Consider the following 19,220-nt stretch of genomic DNA (forward strand, 5'->3'; position numbering starts at 1 on the left):
TCGCTTCTGTGTCTTCTCGGCTCACACAGGTGGAGAACCGAGCGCAACGAAGACAACGGGCGGTACGAGATCTGCTCGCGATGCGGCACCACACGTGATCGGATCACGCTGATGGACCACCCAGGAGACTGAGCCGCTACTTCAGTGGTTGGCGCAGCACTTTATCTGGTGTTCGACCTCGAAGGGGATGAAGACTCCGCCGGCGGCTGGTTGGACCAGGAGGACTATCTGGCCGTTGCGGCGGATGGGGCGGATGAAGTCGCGGGTGTCTACCAGGGTGGAGTCCTCGACGGGTAGGCCGCCGATGGCTTCCACCTGGTCGATGCCGCAGGTCTCGACCAGTTCAGCGGCGGTCAGGGTGCCGCGGGCGTTCTCCTGGCCGGGGAAGGTGACCAGGCGCCCGGCAGTACCGAGTGCCGTTTCTACTGCGGCCACGTAGGCGCCGCGGATCAGTTGGCTCGGGCCTGCAACCTCGGGCTCGGCTGCGCCCGCGCGGATGACGGCTGAGCCGACGTCCTGGGTCAGGGCGGCCTGGTCGAAGCCGGACGTGCTGATGGAGACAGCCAGGTGGCCGCCTGACACCACATGGGTGCAGGCGACTACCGGGCCTGTCGCGGACCCCAGCATGCCGTGGAGGACGTGTTCGGCCTCCACGGTGTCTGCGGAGTCCGCATCGACGGCGATGATCACTTGGTCGGAAGCACCCAGATCGGGTTCGTGTAGAACCACAGGTCGGCCCACGGGTCAGCGTCGCCGACCACATCCAGCTGCGGACCGGCAGGGTCGATCGCTGCGCCGAGGTAGCCCGGCTGGCTGCGGTTGCCGTCGGTTCCGCGGACGCGGACGTAGTACGGGTTCTCCGTGTCGGCCTTGCCGAGCGGCAGGACGAGCTCGAAGGTGCCGCGCTTGCCGGAGGTGTCCCACTGCTTGACGACCTTGGTGTCCGGCGCCGTGAAGGTGTCCTTGTCGCTGACCGCGCCCTTCACCGCACCGACGATCGCGTCGACGCGGTTGAGCGACGGCGTGAAGTTGGCCCAGTTCGGGACGTTCTGCGCGGTGATCCGGATGACGAGCTCGACCGCGCGGCCCCGGCGTACGTGCAAGGCTCCACCGAGCGGCTCGCCGTGGGTCTTGCCGGCCTCGCGGACCTCGACCTCGACCGCCTTGACGAGCGCGCCGTGGTCGACCCAGACGCGGCCGTTGCGCAGACCTTCCATCACCGCGCGGTAGTCGCGGTTGTCGGCACCGACGTGCGTACGGCTGTAGTAGCCCGGGAAGAAGTCGGCCGCCGTGCGGTTGACCGTGCGGCTGTAGACCGGGTCCATGTAGCGGCCGTCCCGGTCGAACTGCACCTGGTCCGAGCCATCAGGGCGACGGGCGGTCTCGTTCCAGTTCACGTGCGAGTCCGAGTTGGCGCTGATCCACCACGGCTTGCCCTCGGCGAGCAGGCTGTCCCAGAGGCCGCCGACGGTGGCGGTCATCCAGTCGAAGCCACCCCAGGTCCGGTACGACTCCGCCGGGTACCCGGGGAAGGAGTTCGCGCCCGGCGCGTTGCCGTAGAGGCCGCGAGCGCCACCAGCGCCGATCCCAGCGGGCAGACCGCCGGCCTGGTGACCGGGCGCGCCTTCGAAGCCGACGGCGATCCGCGGGTCGGCGTCACGCCAGTTGCGGATCTCGTGCGGGCTGTCGATGCCGTTGCGGGCGGGGTGGTTCGCGAGGAACAGAGCGTCCGCGACCCGGCGCTGGTCGACCTGCTGGCCGAGCCATTGGATGCCGTCGAGGGCGAGCTGCTCGTTGGCCGGCGTGTTGGCGCCGGCGTTCTTCACGCTGCCGTCGTAGCCGTTCTCGAACTGCTTCAGCACCTCGACCTCGCGGCTGCCCGGGGCGACGAAGACGGTGCCGTGCTCGGCGGCCGGGATGTTCCACTCCAGGCCCTGGAAGATCAGCGTGTTCTTCAGCTCGGCCCTGGCCGCCTTGATCTGCGGGTTGACCAGGTCGACGCCGATCCGGGCGTGGGTGGTGCCACCGTGGTCGGTGATGACCAGCCAGTCGAGACCGTTCGCGGCCGCGTGGTGTGCCTGGTCGATGACCCGGTACATGCCGTCGGAGCTCAGCTGGGTGTGGATGTGGTGGTCGCCGGCCAGCCAGACGTTAGGCCGGCCACCGCTGGTGAACACGTGCCCGGTCGGCGACGTGGCAGCGGCGAACTCGGCGCCGGAGACGGCGAGTGCCGCCGCTCCCCCGAGGATCCCGGCCGAGCGGAGCAGGCCACGGCGCGACAACTCGGTCGGCGACAGGTCCTGGTCCGGAATCGACTCGTTCAGCGCCGCGGTGGTCGCGGCGTCCAGCTCGGTGTTCGGGTGGTGATGGTCGTGATCATGACCGTGACCGTGACCGTGCCCATGGCTGTGATCGTGACCATGCCCGTGGCCGGCGTGGTCGTGGGAGTGTCCCATTGCGTGCGTCCTCTCGGATGGCGGAATCCGGCGGGATCATCGCCTTTCTTCATGACATCCAGATGTTGTGCACATGAACCTCCGACCCCAGCCAGGCCATGGACAACGCAGAGCGACGGGTCTTCAATGGGCCGCGGGGGGAAACATGAATGGAGAATGGGATTCAGTCACAGAAAGTCGCGAGAACACTCACCCGGGCAAGGACAGCGGTAATGCGACGCTGGCTGCCCTGGCAGGGGTCGCGGTCGGGGTGGTCATCGTCTTGCTGGCCTGGCTGGTCTTCCTGCTGAGCCGGCAAGATTCGGCCAAGGAGACAGCGTCGACGCCGCAGTCGACCGGCGTACCGGTTACGGTGAAGACGATGACCGTGGCTCCGTCGGTCAAGGGCACGACGGCGCCTGCACCGGTACGAACCCTGCCGAAGGCGATCGGCGACGTCCGATCGCTCCCGGCAGGACTCTTCTGCCGGGACCTGAAGAGCAAGGGGTACAGCTACGTGGCGGCGATCGACTACTGGCGGCTGCACGGTCAGCCCAACCAGATGGATGCCGACCGCAACGGTATCCCGTGCGAGACCGTCTACCCGCGCAGTGATATCGGCTCGTACTGGAACGGTCGGGAGGTCAGCGGCGCGACGCCACTGGCGTCCGGACTGTTCTGCCGCGATCTCGCCGACCGGGGCGCGACGTACGCCGAGGCCGTCGCCTACTGGTGGTACTACGACCGGCCGCTGCGGATGGATGCCGACAAGAACGGCATCCCGTGCGAGACGGTCTACTCAGTTGCCGTGGTCAACGACTTTTGGTTCCAGTGAGGCGGTCCGTCTGGGTGGCCTTCCTGTCCGCGGCCCTGGTGGTCGCGGGCAGTGGGCTGATCGCGCTCACTGCGACCGGGGCGTTCGACCGGTCCGACTCCAAGAAGCAAGTGGCGACCGTACCGGCGCCGGCGACCAGCGTGCGTACCAAGACGGCGCCTGTACCGCCGGAGCCGACTGCTGCTCCGACGACCGTGCCGACTGCTGCCGCGACGCCTGCACGGCCTGCGACACCTGCGCAGCCCGTCACGCCGCAGCGGCCATCGAGGTCTGCGGGTCCGACGGCGGCCGCCCTCCGGGCCACCAAGTACGTCTTCCCGATCGGTGGTTGCCGGGCGGACGCGTCGCAGAGTCATCATGATTATCCGGCGTCGGACATCTTCGCGGACCGGGGTTGCCGGTTTGTCTCGCCGGTGGATGGGCGGGTTGACGAGGTTACTCGGGTGGACAGCTGGGACAAGAAGACCAACGTCGGGCGGGATCGGGGTGGGTTGTCGGTTTCCGTGGTTGGTGTGGATGGGGTGCGGTACTACGGGTCGCATCTGTCGGCGATTGGCGCTGGGGTCGAACCCGGGTTGGTGGTGAAGGCCGGGCAGGTGCTGGGGCTGACCGGGAATACCGGGAGTGCTCAGGTGACGCCGCCGCATCTGCATTTCGGGATCAGTTGGCCTACCGCGCCGGGGCACTGGTGGATTCGGCGAGGGGCTGTGGCGCCGCAGAGTTTTCTCAACGCGTGGCATGAAGGGCGGCAGCTGTCGCCGGTGGCGTTGGTGGGGAAGGTGCGGCGGGCGTACGGGGTGGACCGCGGGTGCCGGGCCTACTGCTGACGTAGGGGCCGGAAGAAGGCGCGGATGTCGTCGACCAGGAGGTCGGGGGCTTCCAGGGCGGCGAAGTGGCCGCCTCTCGAGTACTCGGTCCAGTGGGTGATGTTGTGCCGGCGTTCGAGGATGTGGCGCATCGCTGGGTCGGTGGGGAAGACGGCGACTCCGGTGGGCACGTCGCTCCGGGCGACGGGGGCGGCGGTTCGGCTTTCGTAGTACAGGTTGGCTGAGGTGGCGCTGGTGTTGGTGAACCAGTAGATGGAGGCGTTCGCCAGTAGGTGATCGAGGGCGACGGCGTCCTCGGGGAGGGCGCGGGCCGGGTCGGTCCAGTCGTGGAACTTCTCCAGGATCCAGGCGAGCTGGCCGACGGGTGAGTCGCTGAGGGCGAAGGAGACGGTCTGCGGTTTGGTCGACTGCAGTTCGGCGTAGCCGGTGCCGGTCGCGCGGATGTGTTCGGCCGTCGCGAGCTTGGCCTGATCCGTTGCGTTCAGATCGTCGAAGTCGCCGGGCTCGGCCGCTGGGAAGGCGAGTCCGCCATTGATGTGTACGCCGATGACGCGGTCGGGTGCGAGCGCACCGACGAGGGGTGAGACGACAGATCCGGTATCGCCGCCCTGAGCGCCGTACCGGTGGTAGCCGAGGCGATCCATCAACTCGATCCACGCGCGGGCGATCCGCTCATGATCCCACCCAGGTCCCCCGAGTGGCACCGAGAACCCATGCCCCGGCACCGATGGCGCGACCACGTGGAACGCGTCCGACGCGTCACCTCCATGCGCGGCCGGCGAGGTGAGCGGGCCGAGCACGTCGAGGAACTCAGCCACCGAGCCCGGCCAGCCATGCGTCAGGATCAACGGGATGGCCGTCGGCTCGGGCGAGCGCACATGGAGGAAGTGCACGGTCTGGCCGTCGATCCGGGTCGTGTACTGCGGTACCGCGTTGAGCCGCGCCTCCCACAACCGCCAGTCGAACTCCAGCCACCGCTCGACAATCCCCCGCAAGTACTCGACCGGTACGCCGCGCGCCCAGTCGCTGGACAGCGCCCGCGGCCAGCGAGTCGCCCGAAGACGGCGGTGGAGGTCGTCGATCTCCTCGTCGGGGACGTCGATGTGGAAGGGCGTGAGGTCAAAGGCCATGACGTCAGGCGTCTCGAGTCAGCCGATAGAGGACCTTGCTGTGGACGGTCCGGAAGCCGAGCTGCTCGTACAAGCGATGCGCACCCGTCGGGCTTGCGGCGTCGACATTGAGCCCAGCGCGCTCGAAGCCGGCCTCTTCACCAGCTCGCAGTACCTCCGCCATGACCGCACTCGCCAGCCCGCGGCCGCGGTACTCGCGCCGGGTGCCGACCTGCCCGATCCACAGCTCCCGTACGCCGGTCGCCTCGGTGTCGGCCGAGTACTCATAGGCGAGCGCGTACGCCGCGATGCGCTCGCCGTCGAGCACCAGCCGAGACAGCGCCGGCCGGAATCCGCGATGCCCGGTGAACCACCTCTGCCAGTCGTCCTCGGTCTTGGGCTCGACTCCCCAGTGATCGACGAAGATCTCGTTGTGGGCCAGCCGGAGTGGTCCGTCGTACTCGATGGCGAAGGGGATCAGCCGGAAGCCCTCGGCGAGGTGGGTGACGATCGGCGGTTCGGCGTACGGGCGCTGCATCGAGCTGTAGTACCGGGTGGGCTCGTAGCCGTTGGCGAGGGCGAGCACCCGACCACCATCGTCGATGCTCTGCAACTCGACGTCGACCGTCGCAAACGACTCCAAGGCCCGCCGGGTCGCCCACTCGAACAGCGGCCGGCCGATCCCCTGCCGTCGATGCTCCGGATGAATACCGCCTTTCACCGTTTCGTCGTCGATCAGGCTGTAGCCGACGAGGCGAGTGCCTTTCCAGACCGTGCGCCCGTCGGCCGCCGCCCCGACCACGCGCGCCAGCCCCACCGCATCGACGTACTCGCCACTGCGGTCGGCCGCGGCGATCGCGTTGACCACCTCAACGAGTTCTTCGAGGTTTGCAGCGTCGAATGGGCGAACTTCGACAGCGGCCGGCCAGCTCATGGCGATCAGCCTACGGAGGTCGCTGGGTCAGAGGTTGGTGTAGTACTCCGGCTTCATCTGGATGATCTGGACGTAGTTGCCGTCGGGGTCGATCAGGGTGGCGAAGTAGCCGGGGCCACGGTCCTCTGGTTCGACCAGCCAGTTGACGTCGAGGGCGCGCAGGTGGGCGGCGGTCCGCTCGATGTCCTCGACCGCGAAGTTGATGATGAAGCGGCCCGGTTCGGGCGCCAAGGCGGCGACGTCGTCGCGGTGCTCGATGATCAGGCCGAAGCCACCGAGGTCGAGCGTGCCGTAGTTGTTCGTCTCGGCGTGGAAGCCGTCGCGGTACCACGCCTTGAGACGGTCGGGGTCGGTGCTGCCGAGCAGCATGCTGTTCAGTACTGGGCGGTCCATGGCTGTCTCCTGTTCCGAGCCGGCGATCGGCTCACAGCGGGTACGTCGGAGGCACTGCGACGGGCTCGACATACCGGCGGCGACAAATTGGTGGAGACAGAAAACGTCCGCACCGGTGAGGTTCGGTGCGGACGATGAAGTGTTTTCGTTTTTACTTTTCCAGGCGCATTTTTTGGGACCGGGTCTAACGGGGGGCTACATCCCACATGCGCTCGCCGGGCAGGGGGTCGGGGAGCCGGTCCACGACGGGCATCGGGTCGTTGGTGACCCGGAGTCCGGCGAAGCGACGGCTCATGGCGTGTGCGTACCGCTCGGCCAACGCCGGCTCGGCGTTGTAGTCGGCGATCACGTGCTCACCGAACCAGACTCGTACGCGTCGGCGCTCAGACGTCTGGGTGGCGGTGGCGGTTGTCACTTGTCCTCCATGCAGTTCCAGGGTGGTCGGCCTTAGTCGCGGAGCGAGCGCGGTGCCGGTGCGCCGTGTGTTCACCGTCACGTCAGATCCAACGGACGAGCAGAACGGAAGGTCACGCGCGAAATCTGGGCAATTGTCCAGAAGTTCTTCACCGGCTTCGAAGTCTTGTTCGATTGTCTCGGGAGACGCAATTCATAGCGTTTCCTCAGGTACGACACGCCGAGCCGGCCTGGCGGCCTCCGTACGCTGGTGAAGTGACCATCGAAGACGCTGGGACCAAGGCCCTGGCGGTTCCCGACCAGATCGTTTCGCCGACCGGGATCGCCACCGTCCAGACCGAACACCTGATCGGCGACATCAGCGACGCGCTCCGGCTGCTGGACGCCGTGGAGCGGGTCCGCGGCCACGCCCACCCGCTGATCCTCGGCCTGCAAGACGCGGTCGGGATCAAGATGCCGGCCGCGCTCGTGCTGAGCGCGATCTCCAACGGGCGTGACTCCGCCGAGGCCGTGGCCGACCAGGTCGGCACCACCACGGGTGAGGCAGAGCTCGCCATCGCCGAGCTCGCCACCCTCGGACTCGTCCGTACTTCGCCGGTGCTGAGCGTGACCGGGATGGGCCAGGCCCGCCTGTCCCAGCTCGACGGCCTGACCGTCCGCGTCCTCGACGTGGTCACCGGCATCCTCGGCCCGGCCGACGCCGCCCAGCTGATCCGCCTCCTGCACACCGTTGCCGACGGCCTCGAGTCAGCCGCCATCACCGCCAACGTCGCCGACCAACTCCCCCCGACGATCCTGCACAACTAGTAGACCCTTCAGTTGTTGGGCGTTGGGTCGTCGTACTTGCCCAGCTGACCCTCGTAGCGCTGACCGTTGCGGTAGGGCCACGCGTACGCCGTACAGCCATGCAGACCCAACGTCTGCTGCTGCATCACGGGCGCCGGCTGTCCAGGACCAGGGCACAGCTCATGCGCGTTGCCGAGCCGATGCCCGGTCTCGTGGTTGATCATGTACTGCCGGTACGCCGTGAGGCTCGCGCCGTAGTTCGGTACTCCCCTGGCCCACCGCGCCACGTTGAGCACGACGCGCTCCCCGATCCGGCAACTCGTGTACTGGTCGAAGCCGCCGCCGCAGTAGGTGTCCCGAGTCGCGGGCGTCACGAGCATCAGCTGGAAGTCGGCCGCCTGGCCGGGACCCACCTGGCGGAACCGGTACTTCCCCGCGGAGGCCCAACCCTCCGGCGCGCCATAGGTCGCGCGCACGAAACTCGCGAAGGCCGCCGGATCGACGCCCTTGATACCACCCTCGATCGCGATCTGGAAGGTGTAGAGCTTGCCGGCCCGGCCGATCGTCGCCGGGTCACCCGGCAGGACGGTGAAGTCGACCGTCCCGCGAACGGGGTAGGTGATCCCCGGATCGCCCTGCCCAGGCGCCGCATTGGACTCCGGCGAAGCCGGTACTTCGGCAGTCCCGCCCTCCCCCGGCTTCCCGGGCTCCGCCGGCTTCCCGGACCCAGCAGGCTTTCCGGTCTCGGCAGGCTTGCCGGTGGGCGTGGACTTCGGGGCAGCCGTCTTCGAGTGCGTCGAGGTCTGGGCCACCGGTCGCTCTGGGTGATCCTGGCGGGAGAACGGACTGGCCGGCAACTGGAGCAACGCGACGACCGCGACCGCCCCAACGATCCCCAGGGCGGCGATCCTCGTCTTGCGCATCAACTGCTCCTCACTCCGCGCTCCGGTCGAACGCGTCTCACCCAGTACTTGCCTGATCAGCCAGAACCCCTTCTCGGCGGCAGTACCCAGCACAGCTCCACCCATGGGTGGAGCTGTGGAAATCCGCCTGCCGGATCTCACACGCTCGTGTTAATTTGACGGAAACCACACACATGTGCGACTACGAGGAGTGAAGATGAAGCGCTGGACCGCGAGCCTCGCCGTCATGACGGTGGCGCTGAGCTCGAGCCCCGTGATGCTCGCCTGGGGAACCGGCGGCTCCACCAAGGCGGAGCTGCGATCAGCCCTGGGTTGGCAAGCGGGACTGACGGCCGATGTGAACAGGGACGGACGGCTGACGGCGGCCGACGAAGCGGGTGAGGATCGGTGGACCGATGGCCGCGGGGCGATCTTTCTGCCGAATCTCGATGACGACGAGCGGCGGTGCACCGTCGAGCCGGCCGACCTGGACAAGGCGGGTGCCGAGGTCGATCGGAGGCTCGCCGCCTGCAACGACGCTGCCGACGACCGGATCAACGGCCCGCGCGACCTGGCGGACCTTGCGCCACTGAGGGTCGATGCCCAGGGCAACTTGAGCAACCAGGCCAGCGGGCGGCTGAGCGTAGTACCGGCTGGGAAGGCGCGGGTGTTCGTTGACGGGAAGGCGGTCGAGACGCTGACTGCCGAGCAGTTGCGGCACGGCGTGCGGGTTGGGCTGGAAGGGCGGGATGTGGTTCGGGATCCGGCCAAGTGGGATGGGCAGGTGTCGGTCACGTTGACAGTTGCCGATCGTGGGCGGACGAGTAGCGATGTGGTGAAGCTCCGGGTCGCGCCGTTGATGCTGCAGAACGATTTGCAGCGGGCGGAGACGGTACTGGCCGCCAAGCCGAATCGGGGACCGGGCTGGCCGGATGGGGAGGCGCCTTATCCAGAAGGGGTTCCGAGCGAGTGGGAGCCGTTCGCGAACACCCTCGGCAAGGCGGCTCGATCGACCGGGGCGAAGCTGAAGTTCGTCCAGGGGACCGCCGATGGCTGGAAGGATCTGTGGTTGCAGGACACCTTCGAGCCGGCCACGGCCAGCATGCCAGCGGTCGGCGGCAGTCAGACGATGCGGATCCTGATCCGTTCGGGGAACGTCTGGGAGTTCCCCGATACGGACGGCAAGCCGCTCGCGACGCCGCGGCCGGCGGGCCGGTTGATCTATCGCGACCTGCGCGGGCCTGACGTCGGGGTCGTGCAGGAGCTGAGTCCGGTCGCGTCGAGCGGGCTGAACGACCTGCTCAACATGGGCGGCAACCTCGAATCACTGCCCCCGTACGCCGGATACCCGAACGGCCGGATCGTCTACGGCTCGGGGGCGCGGCATCCCGATCGCGCGTTCATCACCATGGTGACGAGCCAGGGGTACCAGCTGCCGGTCGTGATCGACACGTCCTGGCTGATGGTCGGGCACGCGGACGAGACGACGCACGTCGTGCGGGCCGGCAACGCTCGCGGTTGGACGCTTGCTGTCGCCGACCCCCGGCTGGCGGTCGAGTTGCTGCGGCAGGCGCAGCGGGATGGTGCGGGTGGAGCGCGACTTTTCGCGGACACCAACGCGCGGTCGAAGCCGACGGTCGATCAGGTACTTGCCGACGACGGCTGGATCGCGGACAACGCGGCGGCCGCCGGCCACATCGACGACCAGTTGAAGATCTTGCTCAAGGCAACGGGCTTGCGGCCGGATGAGCTGGTTCGGTTGCCGGTGCTGTTCGAGCGGCAGAAGGACTTCGGGTTGCTGCGGGCCGCCACACCTGGGCTGGTGAACGGCTTGTCGCTGACCGGGCGGGACTTCGCAGTACCGGTTCCGCACGGTCCGAAGGTCGATGGGCGCGACATCTTCCAGCAGGCGACTGAGCGGGCTCTTGGGCGTAGCGGCGTACGGGTGCACTGGGTGGAGGACTTCTTCTGGGCCCACCTCGCGGGCGGCGAAGTCCACTGCGCCACCAACGCCCTCCGCGACACCCACTCCACCAACGCCTGGTGGAAATCAGCGGGCTAGCGGAGCCGGTCGATGAGGAAGGATTCCCAGGTGTGGGTGCCGGTGGCGTGGGCGGGGGCCAGGTTGATACCGGTGCGGAAGGCTCGGGAGGCCTTGCCAGGGAAGTGGATCGGGAGGAGGGGGCGGCGGCGGTTGGTGGCTTTGAGGTAGGAGGCGATGATCTCCTTGAGGGTGTAGATCTTGGGGCCGGCGATGTCGGAGACCAGGCCGGACGGTTCGCCCTGGGCCAGTTCGACCAGGCGGGCGGCGACATCGCGGGCGTCGATCGGCTGGACGCGGAAGCCGGTGGGGACCGGTACTACGGGAAGCTTGGTGAGCGTCTTGGCCAGGGTCAGGACGAGGTCGTTGAACTGGGTCGCGCGGACCGTCGTCCAGGGCAGCCCGGACTCCGCGATGACCTGCTCGGCACCGCGCTTGAACCCGAAGTACGCGAAGGACTCCTGGTCGGCGCCTACGACCGAGATGTAGACGATGTGCGGCTTGCCACCGCTTGCCTTCACTGCTTTGACCAGCGTGCGGGCCTTCTCGTCGTCACCCTTGGCGTCGCCGGCCAGGTGGACGATCGTGTCGACCCCGGCGACGGCCGCGTCGATGCCTTCGCCGGTGGTGAGGTCGCCGACGGCGTACTCGATCCCGTCGGCCGCCTCGTGGCTGCCGCGGCTGAGCACCCGCACCTTGAAGCCGGTGTCCCTCAGCAAGGGAGTGGTCAGCCGCCCGAGGGTTCCGGTGCCGCCGGTGACGAGGACGGTTGCGGTCATGGTTCTGGCTCCTGTCGGTCGGTGCGGCCGCGGTTCTCGCGGCTCTACTTGTCCGACTCGCGCCAGCCGAGGAATGTGACAGCGCGGCTTTGCTCAGGCGTAGCGGATGCCCAGACCTCCGTCGACGGACCAGTTGGCGCCGGTGACGAAGGCGGCTGCTTTCGAGGCGAGGAAGCAGACGACCTCGGCGACGTCCTCCGGTGTACCGATCCGGCCGAGCGGGTGGACGGTGAGGGCGGTCTCGCGAGCGCCGGGGATGGCGTCGAAGAACTCTTCGAGCAGGTCGGTGGCGATGAAACCGGGGCTGACGGCGTTGACGCGGATGCCGTGCGGGGCGACGTCGAGGGCGAGGCTGCGGGTCATGCCGACCAGGCCGGCCTTGGCCGCGGCGTACGGGAACATGCCGGCCGTGGTCAGCTGGGAGTGGATCGAGGCGATGTTGACGATCGCGCCGTGCTTGGCCTCGATCATCGCCGGCAGGACGGACCGCGCCACCAGCCAGGCGCCTTTGAGGTCGACGTCGAAGACGCTGTCCCAGTCGGCGACCGTCATCTCGGTGGCGTCGGCGTAGGAGTTCTTGCCGGCGTTGTTGACCAGGACGGTGATCGGGCGGCCGAGGGCCTTGGCGAGTTCGGCGACGGCCCGGCGTACCGAGTCTTCGTCGGTGATGTCGCCGACGGCTGCCGCGACGGTGGCGCCCGACTGCTCGAGCTCGGCCGTGGTGGTTGCGAGCTGGTCGGCCAGTACGTCGAGGAGCGCTACCGAGGCGCCTTCTTCGGCGGCCTTGGTGGCGATCGCGCGGCCGATTCCGCGGGCGGCTCCGGTGACGAGCACGACCTCATCCGACAGACGTCCGGGCACTTGGCTGCCTCCTTTCGGCTTTTCCGCATCCTTTCAGGAGGCGCATTGCTCAGCTTTCAGGAGGCGCGGAGGATGCCGGCGGTTGCTGCTTTGGCGGCGTCGCGGGCGTAGCGGTCGGCGTCGGCCTCGGACAGGTCCTGCCGCAGGAGTGTGAGTTGGTGGAAGAGGGGTGCAGTCGCGGTCAGCACGACGCGGTGGGGGTCGGTGTCGGCGGGGATGTCGCCGCGGTCGATGGCTCGGGTGACGACGACGCCGCTGCGCTCATACCGGTCCTTCCAGAAGTCGTGCAGCGCGTTGGCGGCCTCGGGTGTGCGGAAGGAGGCGGCGATGACGGCTGTTGTGAGGGAGGGTCGGACCGTGAGCGAGGCGTGAATCTCGCGGTTGAGCTCGACCAGGTCGCCCTCGAGGGTGCCGGTGTCGGTGGGCGCCCAGGTGTCGTCGGCGCCCATCGCGAGCAGGTCGACCAGCAGTCCGTCGACGGTGCGCCAGCGCCGGTACACAGTCGTGCGGTGTACGCCGGAGCGCGCGGCGACGGCGTCGATGGTGAGCCCGTCGTAGCCGTGCTCGGCCAGCTCGGCCTGTACTGCCGCCAGCACATCAGCACGAACTCGTGCAGTTCGGCCGCCGGGCCTCGCCCGATCGGCCGCGGTTGCGTCGTCGGGAGCCGGCATGGCATGATCTTAACGCAACATCAGTCGCATTAGCAGGAGGTAGTCGTGGAGTTCTGATTCGCCGTCGAACCGGCCCCACCCGTCTCGGGTGAGGTCCGCCCGTTCCAGCGAGTCAGGAGGACATCCATGTCTACCCAGTTGCCGTTGCAGGAGATCTCCAAGTCGTACGACCATCGCCCGGTGCTCGATCGGGTGAGCTGCGCCTTCCCGCCCGGCGAGGTCAGCGGGCTGATCGGCGAGAACGGCTCGGGCAAGTCGACGCTGCTGCGAATCCTGTCCGGCGCCGAGCGTCCGGACGACGGCGTGGTGACGGTTGCCGGGAGCGTCGGCTTCCTCGGCCAGGAGAACCCGTTGCCGCTGCATCTCGACGTGTCGGCCGTACTGGATCACGCGCTGGCCGAGCTGCGGGCGATCGAGAAGCGGATGCTCGAACTCGAAAGGTTGCTTGCTGAAGGCAACGTTTCGGTGCTGGACGAGTACGGTGAGCTGCAGACCGCTTTCCAGGTGCGTGAGGGGTATGACGCCGAGGCGCGGTTCCAGCGGGCGCTGGCCGGGTTGGGGTTGAGCACCTTGCCGGGCGATCGGGTGTTGTCCTCGCTGTCGGGTGGTGAGCTGGCACGGTTGCATCTGGCCGCAGTACTGGTTGCCGGTGCTGAGGTGTTGTTGCTCGACGAGCCGACGAACCATCTCGACCTGGCCGCGACCGTTTGGCTGGAGGATCACCTGCTGTCCCGCGCCGGTACGACGGTCGTTGTATCGCATGACCGGGCGTTTCTGGAGCGGGTCGCGTCGACGCTGTTCGAGGTCGATGGCGACACGCATCGGGTGACCCGGTATGGGAACGGCTACGCCGGATACCTTGCGGAGAAGGCGGCTGAGCGGGCCCGGATCGCGCAGGCGCGGCAGGTCTGGGAGGACGAGGTCGCAGTGATGCGGTCGACGGTGGGGACGGCTGCCGATCGAGTTGCCTACGGGCGGCCGATCCAGGACAACAACAAGATGGCGTACGGCATCGCGGGTGATCGCGTGAACCAGGCTGAGCGGAGCAAGATCCGCAATGCCAAGGAGCGGCTGCGGCGGCTGGAGGAGAGTCCACCACCGGTGCCGTCGAAGCCGTTGCGCTTCACGGCCGCGTTGCGGACGGCCGGCTCGAGCGGGGTACTGCTGGATGCGGTCGGGGTGTCGGTGGCTGGTCGGCTGCGGTCCACTTCCGTTGAGGTTTCGAAGGGTGATCGGTTGCTGGTCACCGGGCCCAACGGGGTTGGGAAGTCGACGCTGCTCGAAGTACTGACGGGTGCGCTGGCACCGGACTCGGGGTCGGTGGATCGGCGCGGACGGATCGGGTATCTGGCGCAGGATGCCGTCGAGGCGCGGCCGGACGCGACGTTGCGGGATGAGTTGATGCGTCATCGCGGGTCGGGACGGTTGGGGTTGTTCAAGCGGGAGCAGTTGCAGACGCGGGTGCGGGAGTTGTCGACCGGGCAGCGGCGGCGGCTGGCGCTCGCGGAGTTGCTGACCACGCAGTACGACGTACTGGTACTGGACGAGCCGACCAATCATCTGTCGCTGGTGCTGGTGGAGGAGTTGGAGGCTGCGCTGGAGGCGTATGACGGGGCGCTGGTCGTGGTGAGTCACGACCGGCGGTTCGTGTCGCGGTGGCGTGGTGAGGTGCTCGAGCTGGAGGAGAAGAGTCTTGCGAAGCACTGAGATCATTGTTGCCGAGGGCAATGAAGGGCCGTACGGCGTGGCGGTGGGCAGCGACGGCGAGGTGTGGACGACGTTGGTGCACGCGGGGGCGGTGGCTCGGGTCTCACGGGATGGAGTGGTGTCACGGTTCCCGATTGATGCGGACGGGAGCCGGCCGAGTGTGATCGTGGCGGGGCCGGATGGGGCGATGTGGTTCACCCGGAACGGGGACGACCGGATCGGGCGGGTGGGGGCTGATGGGGCGGTTTCCTCGTTCGAGGTTGGGGCGGGGTCGGCGCCGTACGGGTTGTGCGTGGGCGCGGACGGGGCGTTGTGGTTCACGCTGATGAACGTGGATCGGATCGGGCGGGTGACGGTCGATGGGGAGGTGTCGTCGTTCGAGCTCGGGAGCAGTGGTGGGTTTCCGGCGATGATCGCGGCGGATGAGGACGGACTGTGGTTCGCTTTGAACCAAGGGAATGCGGTCGGGCGGATGTCGCTCGATGGTGCGGTGGTCTTGCATCCGTTGCCGACCGAGGGCGCCGGACCGGTGGGGGTCAGCGCCGGCGGTGGCGTCGTGTGGTTCACCGAACTGCAGGCCGGCCAGGTCGGCCGCATCGACACTGACGGAAAGATCGTCGAGTATCCCCTGCCGGACCGTTCTTGCAAGCCGCACGCGGTCGCCGCAACCAACGACGGCGGCTGCTGGGTGACCCTGTGGGGTTCGGGATCCGCCGTGCGGTTGGACGCGCAGGGCGCGGTGGTCGAGGAGATTCTCCTCGGCGAAGGCTCCGAACCGCATGGCCTCGCGGTGGGGGCTGACGGGGAGGTCTGGGTAGCACTCGAGATCGGTGTTCTTGCGCACATCCACGCCTGAGAGTGAGCCGATTCACCCGCCGGAGGGACGCTGGGCGGCGGTTGTAGGAGCAGTGTGGTTTGTGTGACCACACTGGTGGGACCAAGGGTTGTTCGAGTACCACGGGTACAAGATGTACTGGCTGTGGGGCGGCCGGCGTTTTGGGTGGTTTCGGTGGTGCCGTACTACGTCGGGGTGCTGCTTGCTACGCATCGGCTGGTGCCTGCGGTTGGTGACTGGCCTCGGTTGTTGGTGGGGGCGGTGGTGCTGGGGCCGCTGCTTTGGTTGTCGGTGTTGGCTGTCAACGATGCGTACGACCTGGCTGGGGATCTGCTCAATCCGCGGAAGTCGAAGTCGCCGTTGCTGGATGGGCGGGTGACGTCGGCTGAGGCCAAGTGGCTTGCGGTGGGGGCTGGGGTGGCTTCGGTTGGGGTTGCCTTCTTCGTCGGATGGGTGTTTGCGCTCGGGGTGTTGCTGGCGGTGGTGTTGGGGTTCGCGTACAGCGTGCCGCCGGTGCGGTTGAAGACTCGGGCGGGGTTCGACGTGGCAGCGAACTCGCTGGCGTTGGGGACTTTCGGGCCGTTGGCGGGGTGGGCTGCCGTGCGGCCCGAGCTGGATGGGTTCCCTTGGGTGATGGCATTGCAGGGGACATTGGCGGCGATCGGCTTGTACCTGCCGACGACGCTGGCGGATCTCGACGCGGATCGATCGGCCGGGTACCGGACCATCGCGGTGCGGCTCGGTGCGCGAGCGACGTACCGGCTGGGGTTTGCGTTCTGGATCGCGGCGGCAGGGCTGTCCGTCGTACTGGCGGCTCTCGATGCGGTGATCCCGCGGAGCATGCTCGCGCTGGAGATCGTGATGGTGCCGGTGCTCGTCGCGGCGTACCGGCGGTTCATCGGGCCGGGGATGACGTTCAAGGGTGTGGTGATCCTGGCGTCGCTGTTCCTGCTGCCGTGTGGGACCTTCGCGCTCACCTACACCGGCGTCCTCTGACTCACACGGCAACGCCGCCGGGCGTTCCATCGGTATGAACTGGAGAGAAGAGCTCGACGAGCACGGCTGCGCGCTGACCGGACAACTGCTCACGCCGGAGCAGTGCGTGGAGATCGCCGGCCTGTACGACGAGGTGCGGCGGTTCCGCTCGACGATCGACATGGCCCGCTACCGCTTCGGCTCGGGACAGTACCGGTACTTCGATCACCCGCTGCCCGACGTCGTCGCCAAGCTCCGCGAGGAGTTCTACCCGCAACTGCTGCCGGTCGCGCGCGAATGGGCGGCCAAGCTCATCCGGCCGGCACCGTGGCCCGACACTCTCGAGGAGTGGCTCGACGACTGCCACCGCGCGGGGCAGACGAAGCCAACGCCGATCCTGCTCAAGTACCAGGCCGGTGACTGGAACGCCCTGCATCGCGACCTCTACGGCGAGCTCGTCTTCCCGCTGCAGATCGTGATCGGGCTGAACAGGCCAGGCGTCGACCACGAAGGTGGCGAGTTCCTGCTCGTCGAGCAGCGGCCGCGGGCTCAGTCACGCGGTACCGTCACCATGCTGCCTCAGGGGCAGGGGCTGATCTTCACCACGCGTGATCGTCCGGTGAAGTCGGCTCGCGGCTGGTCCGCCTCACCGGTGCGGCACGGCGTGAGTACTGTCCGGTCAGGGATCCGGCACACTCTCGGTCTCGTGTTTCACGATGCCGCTTGAGTCGATGCGCAGGCGGAACGACCGGCGCTCGACGGCGGCGACCACCTCGTCGAGGATCTGAGCGAGCGGCGCCGAGAGCTCCGCGTCCAGCTCGGCCAGCGCGGTGGTGGTCGCCTGCCACTCCGCTTCGATGGTCGGCAGCAGCGAGCGCGTCTTGTCGGTGAGGTGCACGATCCGCTGCCGCGCGTCCTCGCCTGGCTCGAGCGTGACGAACCCGGAACGGTTGAGCTGGGCAACCGTCTGGCTGGCGGCCGAATGCGTCACCCCGACCGCCGCGGCCAGCGCCCGGATCGACAACGGGCCCTCGGCCACCAACGTCCGGACAATCGGCGAGAAGCGAGGCCGGTACTCCGGCAGGCCGGCGTCCACGTAGACCTTGGCCACGTCACCGTCGAGCAGCTCCAGCACGTGCCGTAACCGGGTACCGATCGCGCCTTCCACGAACACCTCCGCCCCGCATTGACATGAACACCTCCGCCCCGCATTGACCAGCGGGAGTAATCTAACAGCACTGTTACAACCCAGCGACCGATGGAGGCAGCTCAATGGAGCCGTACGACCAGGGCATGCTCGACGTGGGCGACGGGCAGCTCGTCTACTGGGAGGTCTGCGGCAACCCCGAGGGCAAGCCGGCCGTCGTGCTGCATGGCGGGCCGGGGTCGGGAGCGGGCGCGTTCTGGTATCGATTCTTCGACCTGGCGAAGTACCGGGTGGTGTTGTTCGATCAGCGCGGCTGCGGTCGCAGTACGCCGGATGCCGCGGAGCCGGACGCTGACCTGAGCACCAACACGACCTGGCATCTGGTCGCGGACATCGAGCGGTTGCGCGAGCACCTCGGGATCTCGACCTGGCTGGTGCTGGGTGCGTCGTGGGGCGCGACACTGGCCCTCGCGTACGCCGAGCAGCATCCGTCGGCGGTCTCGGAGATCGTGTTGTTCAGCGTCACGAGCACGACTCCGCGCGAGGTCGAGTGGGTCACCCGGGAGATGGGCCGGGTCTTTCCCGAGGAGTGGCGGCGCTTTCGGGACGTCGTACCGGCCGAGGAGCGGGACGGGAATCTCGCGCTCGCTTACAGCCGGCTGCTGCACGATCCCGATCCGGCGGTACGGGACCGGGCGGCGAGGGCTTGGTGCGAGTGGGAGGACACGCATGTGTCGACGTACCAGGGCTACAAGCCGGATCCGCGTTACGAGGACCCCGTCTTCCGCCTGAGGTTCGCGCGACTCGTGTCGCACTACTGGGGTCACGCAGCCTGGATCGAGGACGGCGCGCTGCTTCGCGACGCCGGCAAGCTGGCCGGGATTCCCGGGGTGCTGATCACCGGACGGCTCGACATCAGCAGTCCGCCGGACACCGCCTGGGAGCTGGCCCAGGCCTGGCCGGACGCCGAACTGCACATCGTCGGCGACGCCGGCCACGGCGCTGGAAAAGCAAGCGTCTCGGAGCTGGTGACGGCCGCGATCGACAAGTTCGCGCCGAGCTGACCTCTGCAGCTGTCCTAACGCCTGCTGCGCATCTCCGCGTCGAACGACTCCTGCAGCACCTTCATCGCAGCGATCTCGGCAGGGTCCGCGAACAACTCGGGCAACGTCGCCGGATCCACGTCGTACAGGTGCGTCTGCAACCACCAGATGTTCCCCTGCGGATCCTTGATCCGGCACCCCCGATCCCCCACGATCCGCGACGTCGTCACGTCGGTCACCACCGCCGCCCCAGCCTCCAACGCCCGCGCCAGCACAGCGTCGACGTCATCCACGAACACACTCAACAGGCTCGGAGTATCCGGCCAGTCCGGCTTGGCATCGAACGCCATCAACACCGAGTCCCCCACCGTGATCTCGGCATGCCCAACAGTCCCGTCCTCGTTCAGCACCACGAACGCCTTCTCCGTCTGGAAGGTCCGCTCGACGAACTCCAACCACTCCACCGCCCCACGCACCGCGACGTACGGAGTAACAGTTCCTTTGCCACCCGGGTTCTCAGTCATAC

General features: G+C 67.9%; 21 protein-coding genes. 9 read left to right on the top strand and 12 right to left on the bottom strand.

Going from position 1 to position 19,220, the window contains the following annotated elements:
* Nucleotides 1-141: 141 nt before the first annotated feature.
* Together ACIA12_RS19915 and ACIA12_RS19920 are read right to left on the bottom strand one after the other, a co-directional pair.
* On the bottom strand, nucleotides 142-690 hold the full coding sequence (locus tag ACIA12_RS19915) for a hypothetical protein (protein ID WP_396368495.1): 549 nt from the start codon (nucleotides 688-690) through the stop codon (nucleotides 142-144).
* On the bottom strand, nucleotides 687-2,456 hold the full coding sequence (locus tag ACIA12_RS19920) for a PHP domain-containing protein (RefSeq protein WP_396368496.1): 1,770 nt from the start codon (nucleotides 2,454-2,456) through the stop codon (nucleotides 687-689). Before ACIA12_RS19920 ends, ACIA12_RS19915 begins: the two co-directional genes overlap by 4 nt.
* A 145-nt stretch (nucleotides 2,457-2,601) precedes the next feature.
* On the opposite strand from ACIA12_RS19920, the gene ACIA12_RS19925 reads away from it, so the two are divergent.
* Both ACIA12_RS19925 and ACIA12_RS19930 read left to right on the top strand, forming a co-directional pair.
* Nucleotides 2,602-3,270, top strand: a complete 669-nt coding sequence (locus ACIA12_RS19925) for a hypothetical protein (protein WP_396368497.1) — start codon at nucleotides 2,602-2,604, stop codon at nucleotides 3,268-3,270.
* Nucleotides 3,267-4,097 (top strand): peptidoglycan DD-metalloendopeptidase family protein, encoded by an 831-nt coding sequence (locus tag ACIA12_RS19930; protein WP_396368498.1) that lies wholly within the window; start codon nucleotides 3,267-3,269, stop codon nucleotides 4,095-4,097. The genes ACIA12_RS19925 and ACIA12_RS19930 overlap by 4 nt, the downstream gene beginning before the upstream one ends.
* Here ACIA12_RS19930 and ACIA12_RS19935 read toward each other — a convergent pair.
* The 4 genes from ACIA12_RS19935 to ACIA12_RS19950 form a co-directional block, all read right to left on the bottom strand.
* On the bottom strand, nucleotides 4,088-5,227 hold the full coding sequence (locus tag ACIA12_RS19935) for an epoxide hydrolase family protein (protein ID WP_396368499.1): 1,140 nt from the start codon (nucleotides 5,225-5,227) through the stop codon (nucleotides 4,088-4,090). The two genes, ACIA12_RS19930 and ACIA12_RS19935, sit on opposite strands and share 10 nt — an antisense overlap.
* 4 nt (nucleotides 5,228-5,231) lie before the next feature.
* On the bottom strand, nucleotides 5,232-6,140 hold the full coding sequence (locus ACIA12_RS19940; protein ID WP_396368500.1) for a GNAT family N-acetyltransferase: 909 nt from the start codon (nucleotides 6,138-6,140) through the stop codon (nucleotides 5,232-5,234).
* 27 nt (nucleotides 6,141-6,167) lie between these two features.
* Complete coding sequence (locus ACIA12_RS19945; RefSeq protein ID WP_396368501.1) at nucleotides 6,168-6,533, bottom strand: VOC family protein; 366 nt, start codon at nucleotides 6,531-6,533, stop codon at nucleotides 6,168-6,170.
* A 184-nt stretch (nucleotides 6,534-6,717) separates the two neighbouring features.
* On the bottom strand, nucleotides 6,718-6,948 hold the full coding sequence (locus ACIA12_RS19950) for a hypothetical protein (protein WP_164602023.1): 231 nt from the start codon (nucleotides 6,946-6,948) through the stop codon (nucleotides 6,718-6,720).
* Nucleotides 6,949-7,202: 254 nt separating this feature from the next.
* On the opposite strand from ACIA12_RS19950, the gene ACIA12_RS19955 reads away from it, so the two are divergent.
* Nucleotides 7,203-7,754 carry a MarR family transcriptional regulator gene (locus tag ACIA12_RS19955; protein ID WP_396368502.1) on the top strand — a complete coding sequence of 184 codons (552 nt, stop codon included), beginning with the start codon at nucleotides 7,203-7,205 and terminating at the stop codon, nucleotides 7,752-7,754.
* Nucleotides 7,755-7,762: 8 nt separating this feature from the next.
* Here ACIA12_RS19955 and ACIA12_RS19960 read toward each other — a convergent pair whose 3' ends face one another.
* Complete coding sequence (locus ACIA12_RS19960) at nucleotides 7,763-8,761, bottom strand: DUF3152 domain-containing protein (RefSeq protein WP_396368503.1); 999 nt, start codon at nucleotides 8,759-8,761, stop codon at nucleotides 7,763-7,765.
* 91 nt (nucleotides 8,762-8,852) lie between these two features.
* Here ACIA12_RS19960 and ACIA12_RS19965 point away from each other — a divergent pair, with 91 nt between their 5' ends.
* A complete protein-coding gene (locus ACIA12_RS19965; protein ID WP_396368504.1) occupies nucleotides 8,853-10,697 on the top strand; it encodes a protein-arginine deiminase family protein in 1,845 nt (614 codons plus the stop codon).
* On the opposite strand, the gene ACIA12_RS19970 is transcribed toward ACIA12_RS19965, so the two are convergent.
* From ACIA12_RS19970 to ACIA12_RS19980, 3 genes are all read right to left on the bottom strand, one after another.
* Nucleotides 10,694-11,455 (bottom strand): SDR family oxidoreductase, encoded by a 762-nt coding sequence (locus ACIA12_RS19970; protein ID WP_396368505.1) that lies wholly within the window; start codon nucleotides 11,453-11,455, stop codon nucleotides 10,694-10,696. The genes ACIA12_RS19965 and ACIA12_RS19970 overlap by 4 nt on opposite strands.
* A 93-nt stretch (nucleotides 11,456-11,548) precedes the next feature.
* Nucleotides 11,549-12,316, bottom strand: coding sequence for an SDR family NAD(P)-dependent oxidoreductase (locus ACIA12_RS19975; RefSeq protein ID WP_396368506.1), 768 nt, complete (start codon nucleotides 12,314-12,316; stop codon nucleotides 11,549-11,551).
* A 56-nt stretch (nucleotides 12,317-12,372) separates the two neighbouring features.
* Nucleotides 12,373-12,987, bottom strand: a complete 615-nt coding sequence (locus tag ACIA12_RS19980; RefSeq protein WP_396368507.1) for a TetR/AcrR family transcriptional regulator — start codon at nucleotides 12,985-12,987, stop codon at nucleotides 12,373-12,375.
* 126 nt (nucleotides 12,988-13,113) lie between these two features.
* Between ACIA12_RS19980 and ACIA12_RS19985 the strand changes: the two genes are divergently transcribed.
* From ACIA12_RS19985 to ACIA12_RS20000, 4 genes are all read left to right on the top strand, one after another.
* Nucleotides 13,114-14,694 carry an ABC-F family ATP-binding cassette domain-containing protein gene (locus ACIA12_RS19985; RefSeq protein WP_396368508.1) on the top strand — a complete coding sequence of 527 codons (1,581 nt, stop codon included), beginning with the start codon at nucleotides 13,114-13,116 and terminating at the stop codon, nucleotides 14,692-14,694.
* Nucleotides 14,681-15,550, top strand: coding sequence for a virginiamycin B lyase (locus ACIA12_RS19990; protein ID WP_396368509.1), 870 nt, complete (start codon nucleotides 14,681-14,683; stop codon nucleotides 15,548-15,550). The genes ACIA12_RS19985 and ACIA12_RS19990 overlap by 14 nt, the downstream gene beginning before the upstream one ends.
* Nucleotides 15,551-15,703: 153 nt before the next feature.
* On the top strand, nucleotides 15,704-16,525 hold the full coding sequence (locus ACIA12_RS19995; protein ID WP_396368510.1) for a UbiA prenyltransferase family protein: 822 nt from the start codon (nucleotides 15,704-15,706) through the stop codon (nucleotides 16,523-16,525).
* Nucleotides 16,526-16,559: 34 nt separating this feature from the next.
* Complete coding sequence (locus ACIA12_RS20000) at nucleotides 16,560-17,231, top strand: 2OG-Fe(II) oxygenase (protein ID WP_396368511.1); 672 nt, start codon at nucleotides 16,560-16,562, stop codon at nucleotides 17,229-17,231.
* On the opposite strand, the gene ACIA12_RS20005 is transcribed toward ACIA12_RS20000, so the two are convergent.
* Nucleotides 17,184-17,672, bottom strand: a complete 489-nt coding sequence (locus ACIA12_RS20005; RefSeq protein WP_396368512.1) for a MarR family winged helix-turn-helix transcriptional regulator — start codon at nucleotides 17,670-17,672, stop codon at nucleotides 17,184-17,186. The genes ACIA12_RS20000 and ACIA12_RS20005 overlap by 48 nt on opposite strands.
* A 104-nt stretch (nucleotides 17,673-17,776) precedes the next feature.
* Here ACIA12_RS20005 and pip point away from each other — a divergent pair, with 104 nt between their 5' ends.
* A complete protein-coding gene (gene pip, locus ACIA12_RS20010) occupies nucleotides 17,777-18,715 on the top strand; it encodes a prolyl aminopeptidase (RefSeq protein ID WP_396368513.1) in 939 nt (312 codons plus the stop codon).
* Nucleotides 18,716-18,729: 14 nt separating this feature from the next.
* Here the strand turns inward: pip and ACIA12_RS20015 are convergent, their stop codons facing one another.
* Nucleotides 18,730-19,218, bottom strand: a complete 489-nt coding sequence (locus ACIA12_RS20015) for a VOC family protein (protein ID WP_396368514.1) — start codon at nucleotides 19,216-19,218, stop codon at nucleotides 18,730-18,732.
* Nucleotides 19,219-19,220 lie beyond the last annotated feature (2 nt).

Origin of the sequence: Kribbella sp. NPDC051620 (assembly GCF_044453825.1) — a bacterium.
In the GTDB taxonomy this organism is placed as follows: Bacteria; Actinomycetota; Actinomycetes; order Propionibacteriales; family Kribbellaceae; genus Kribbella.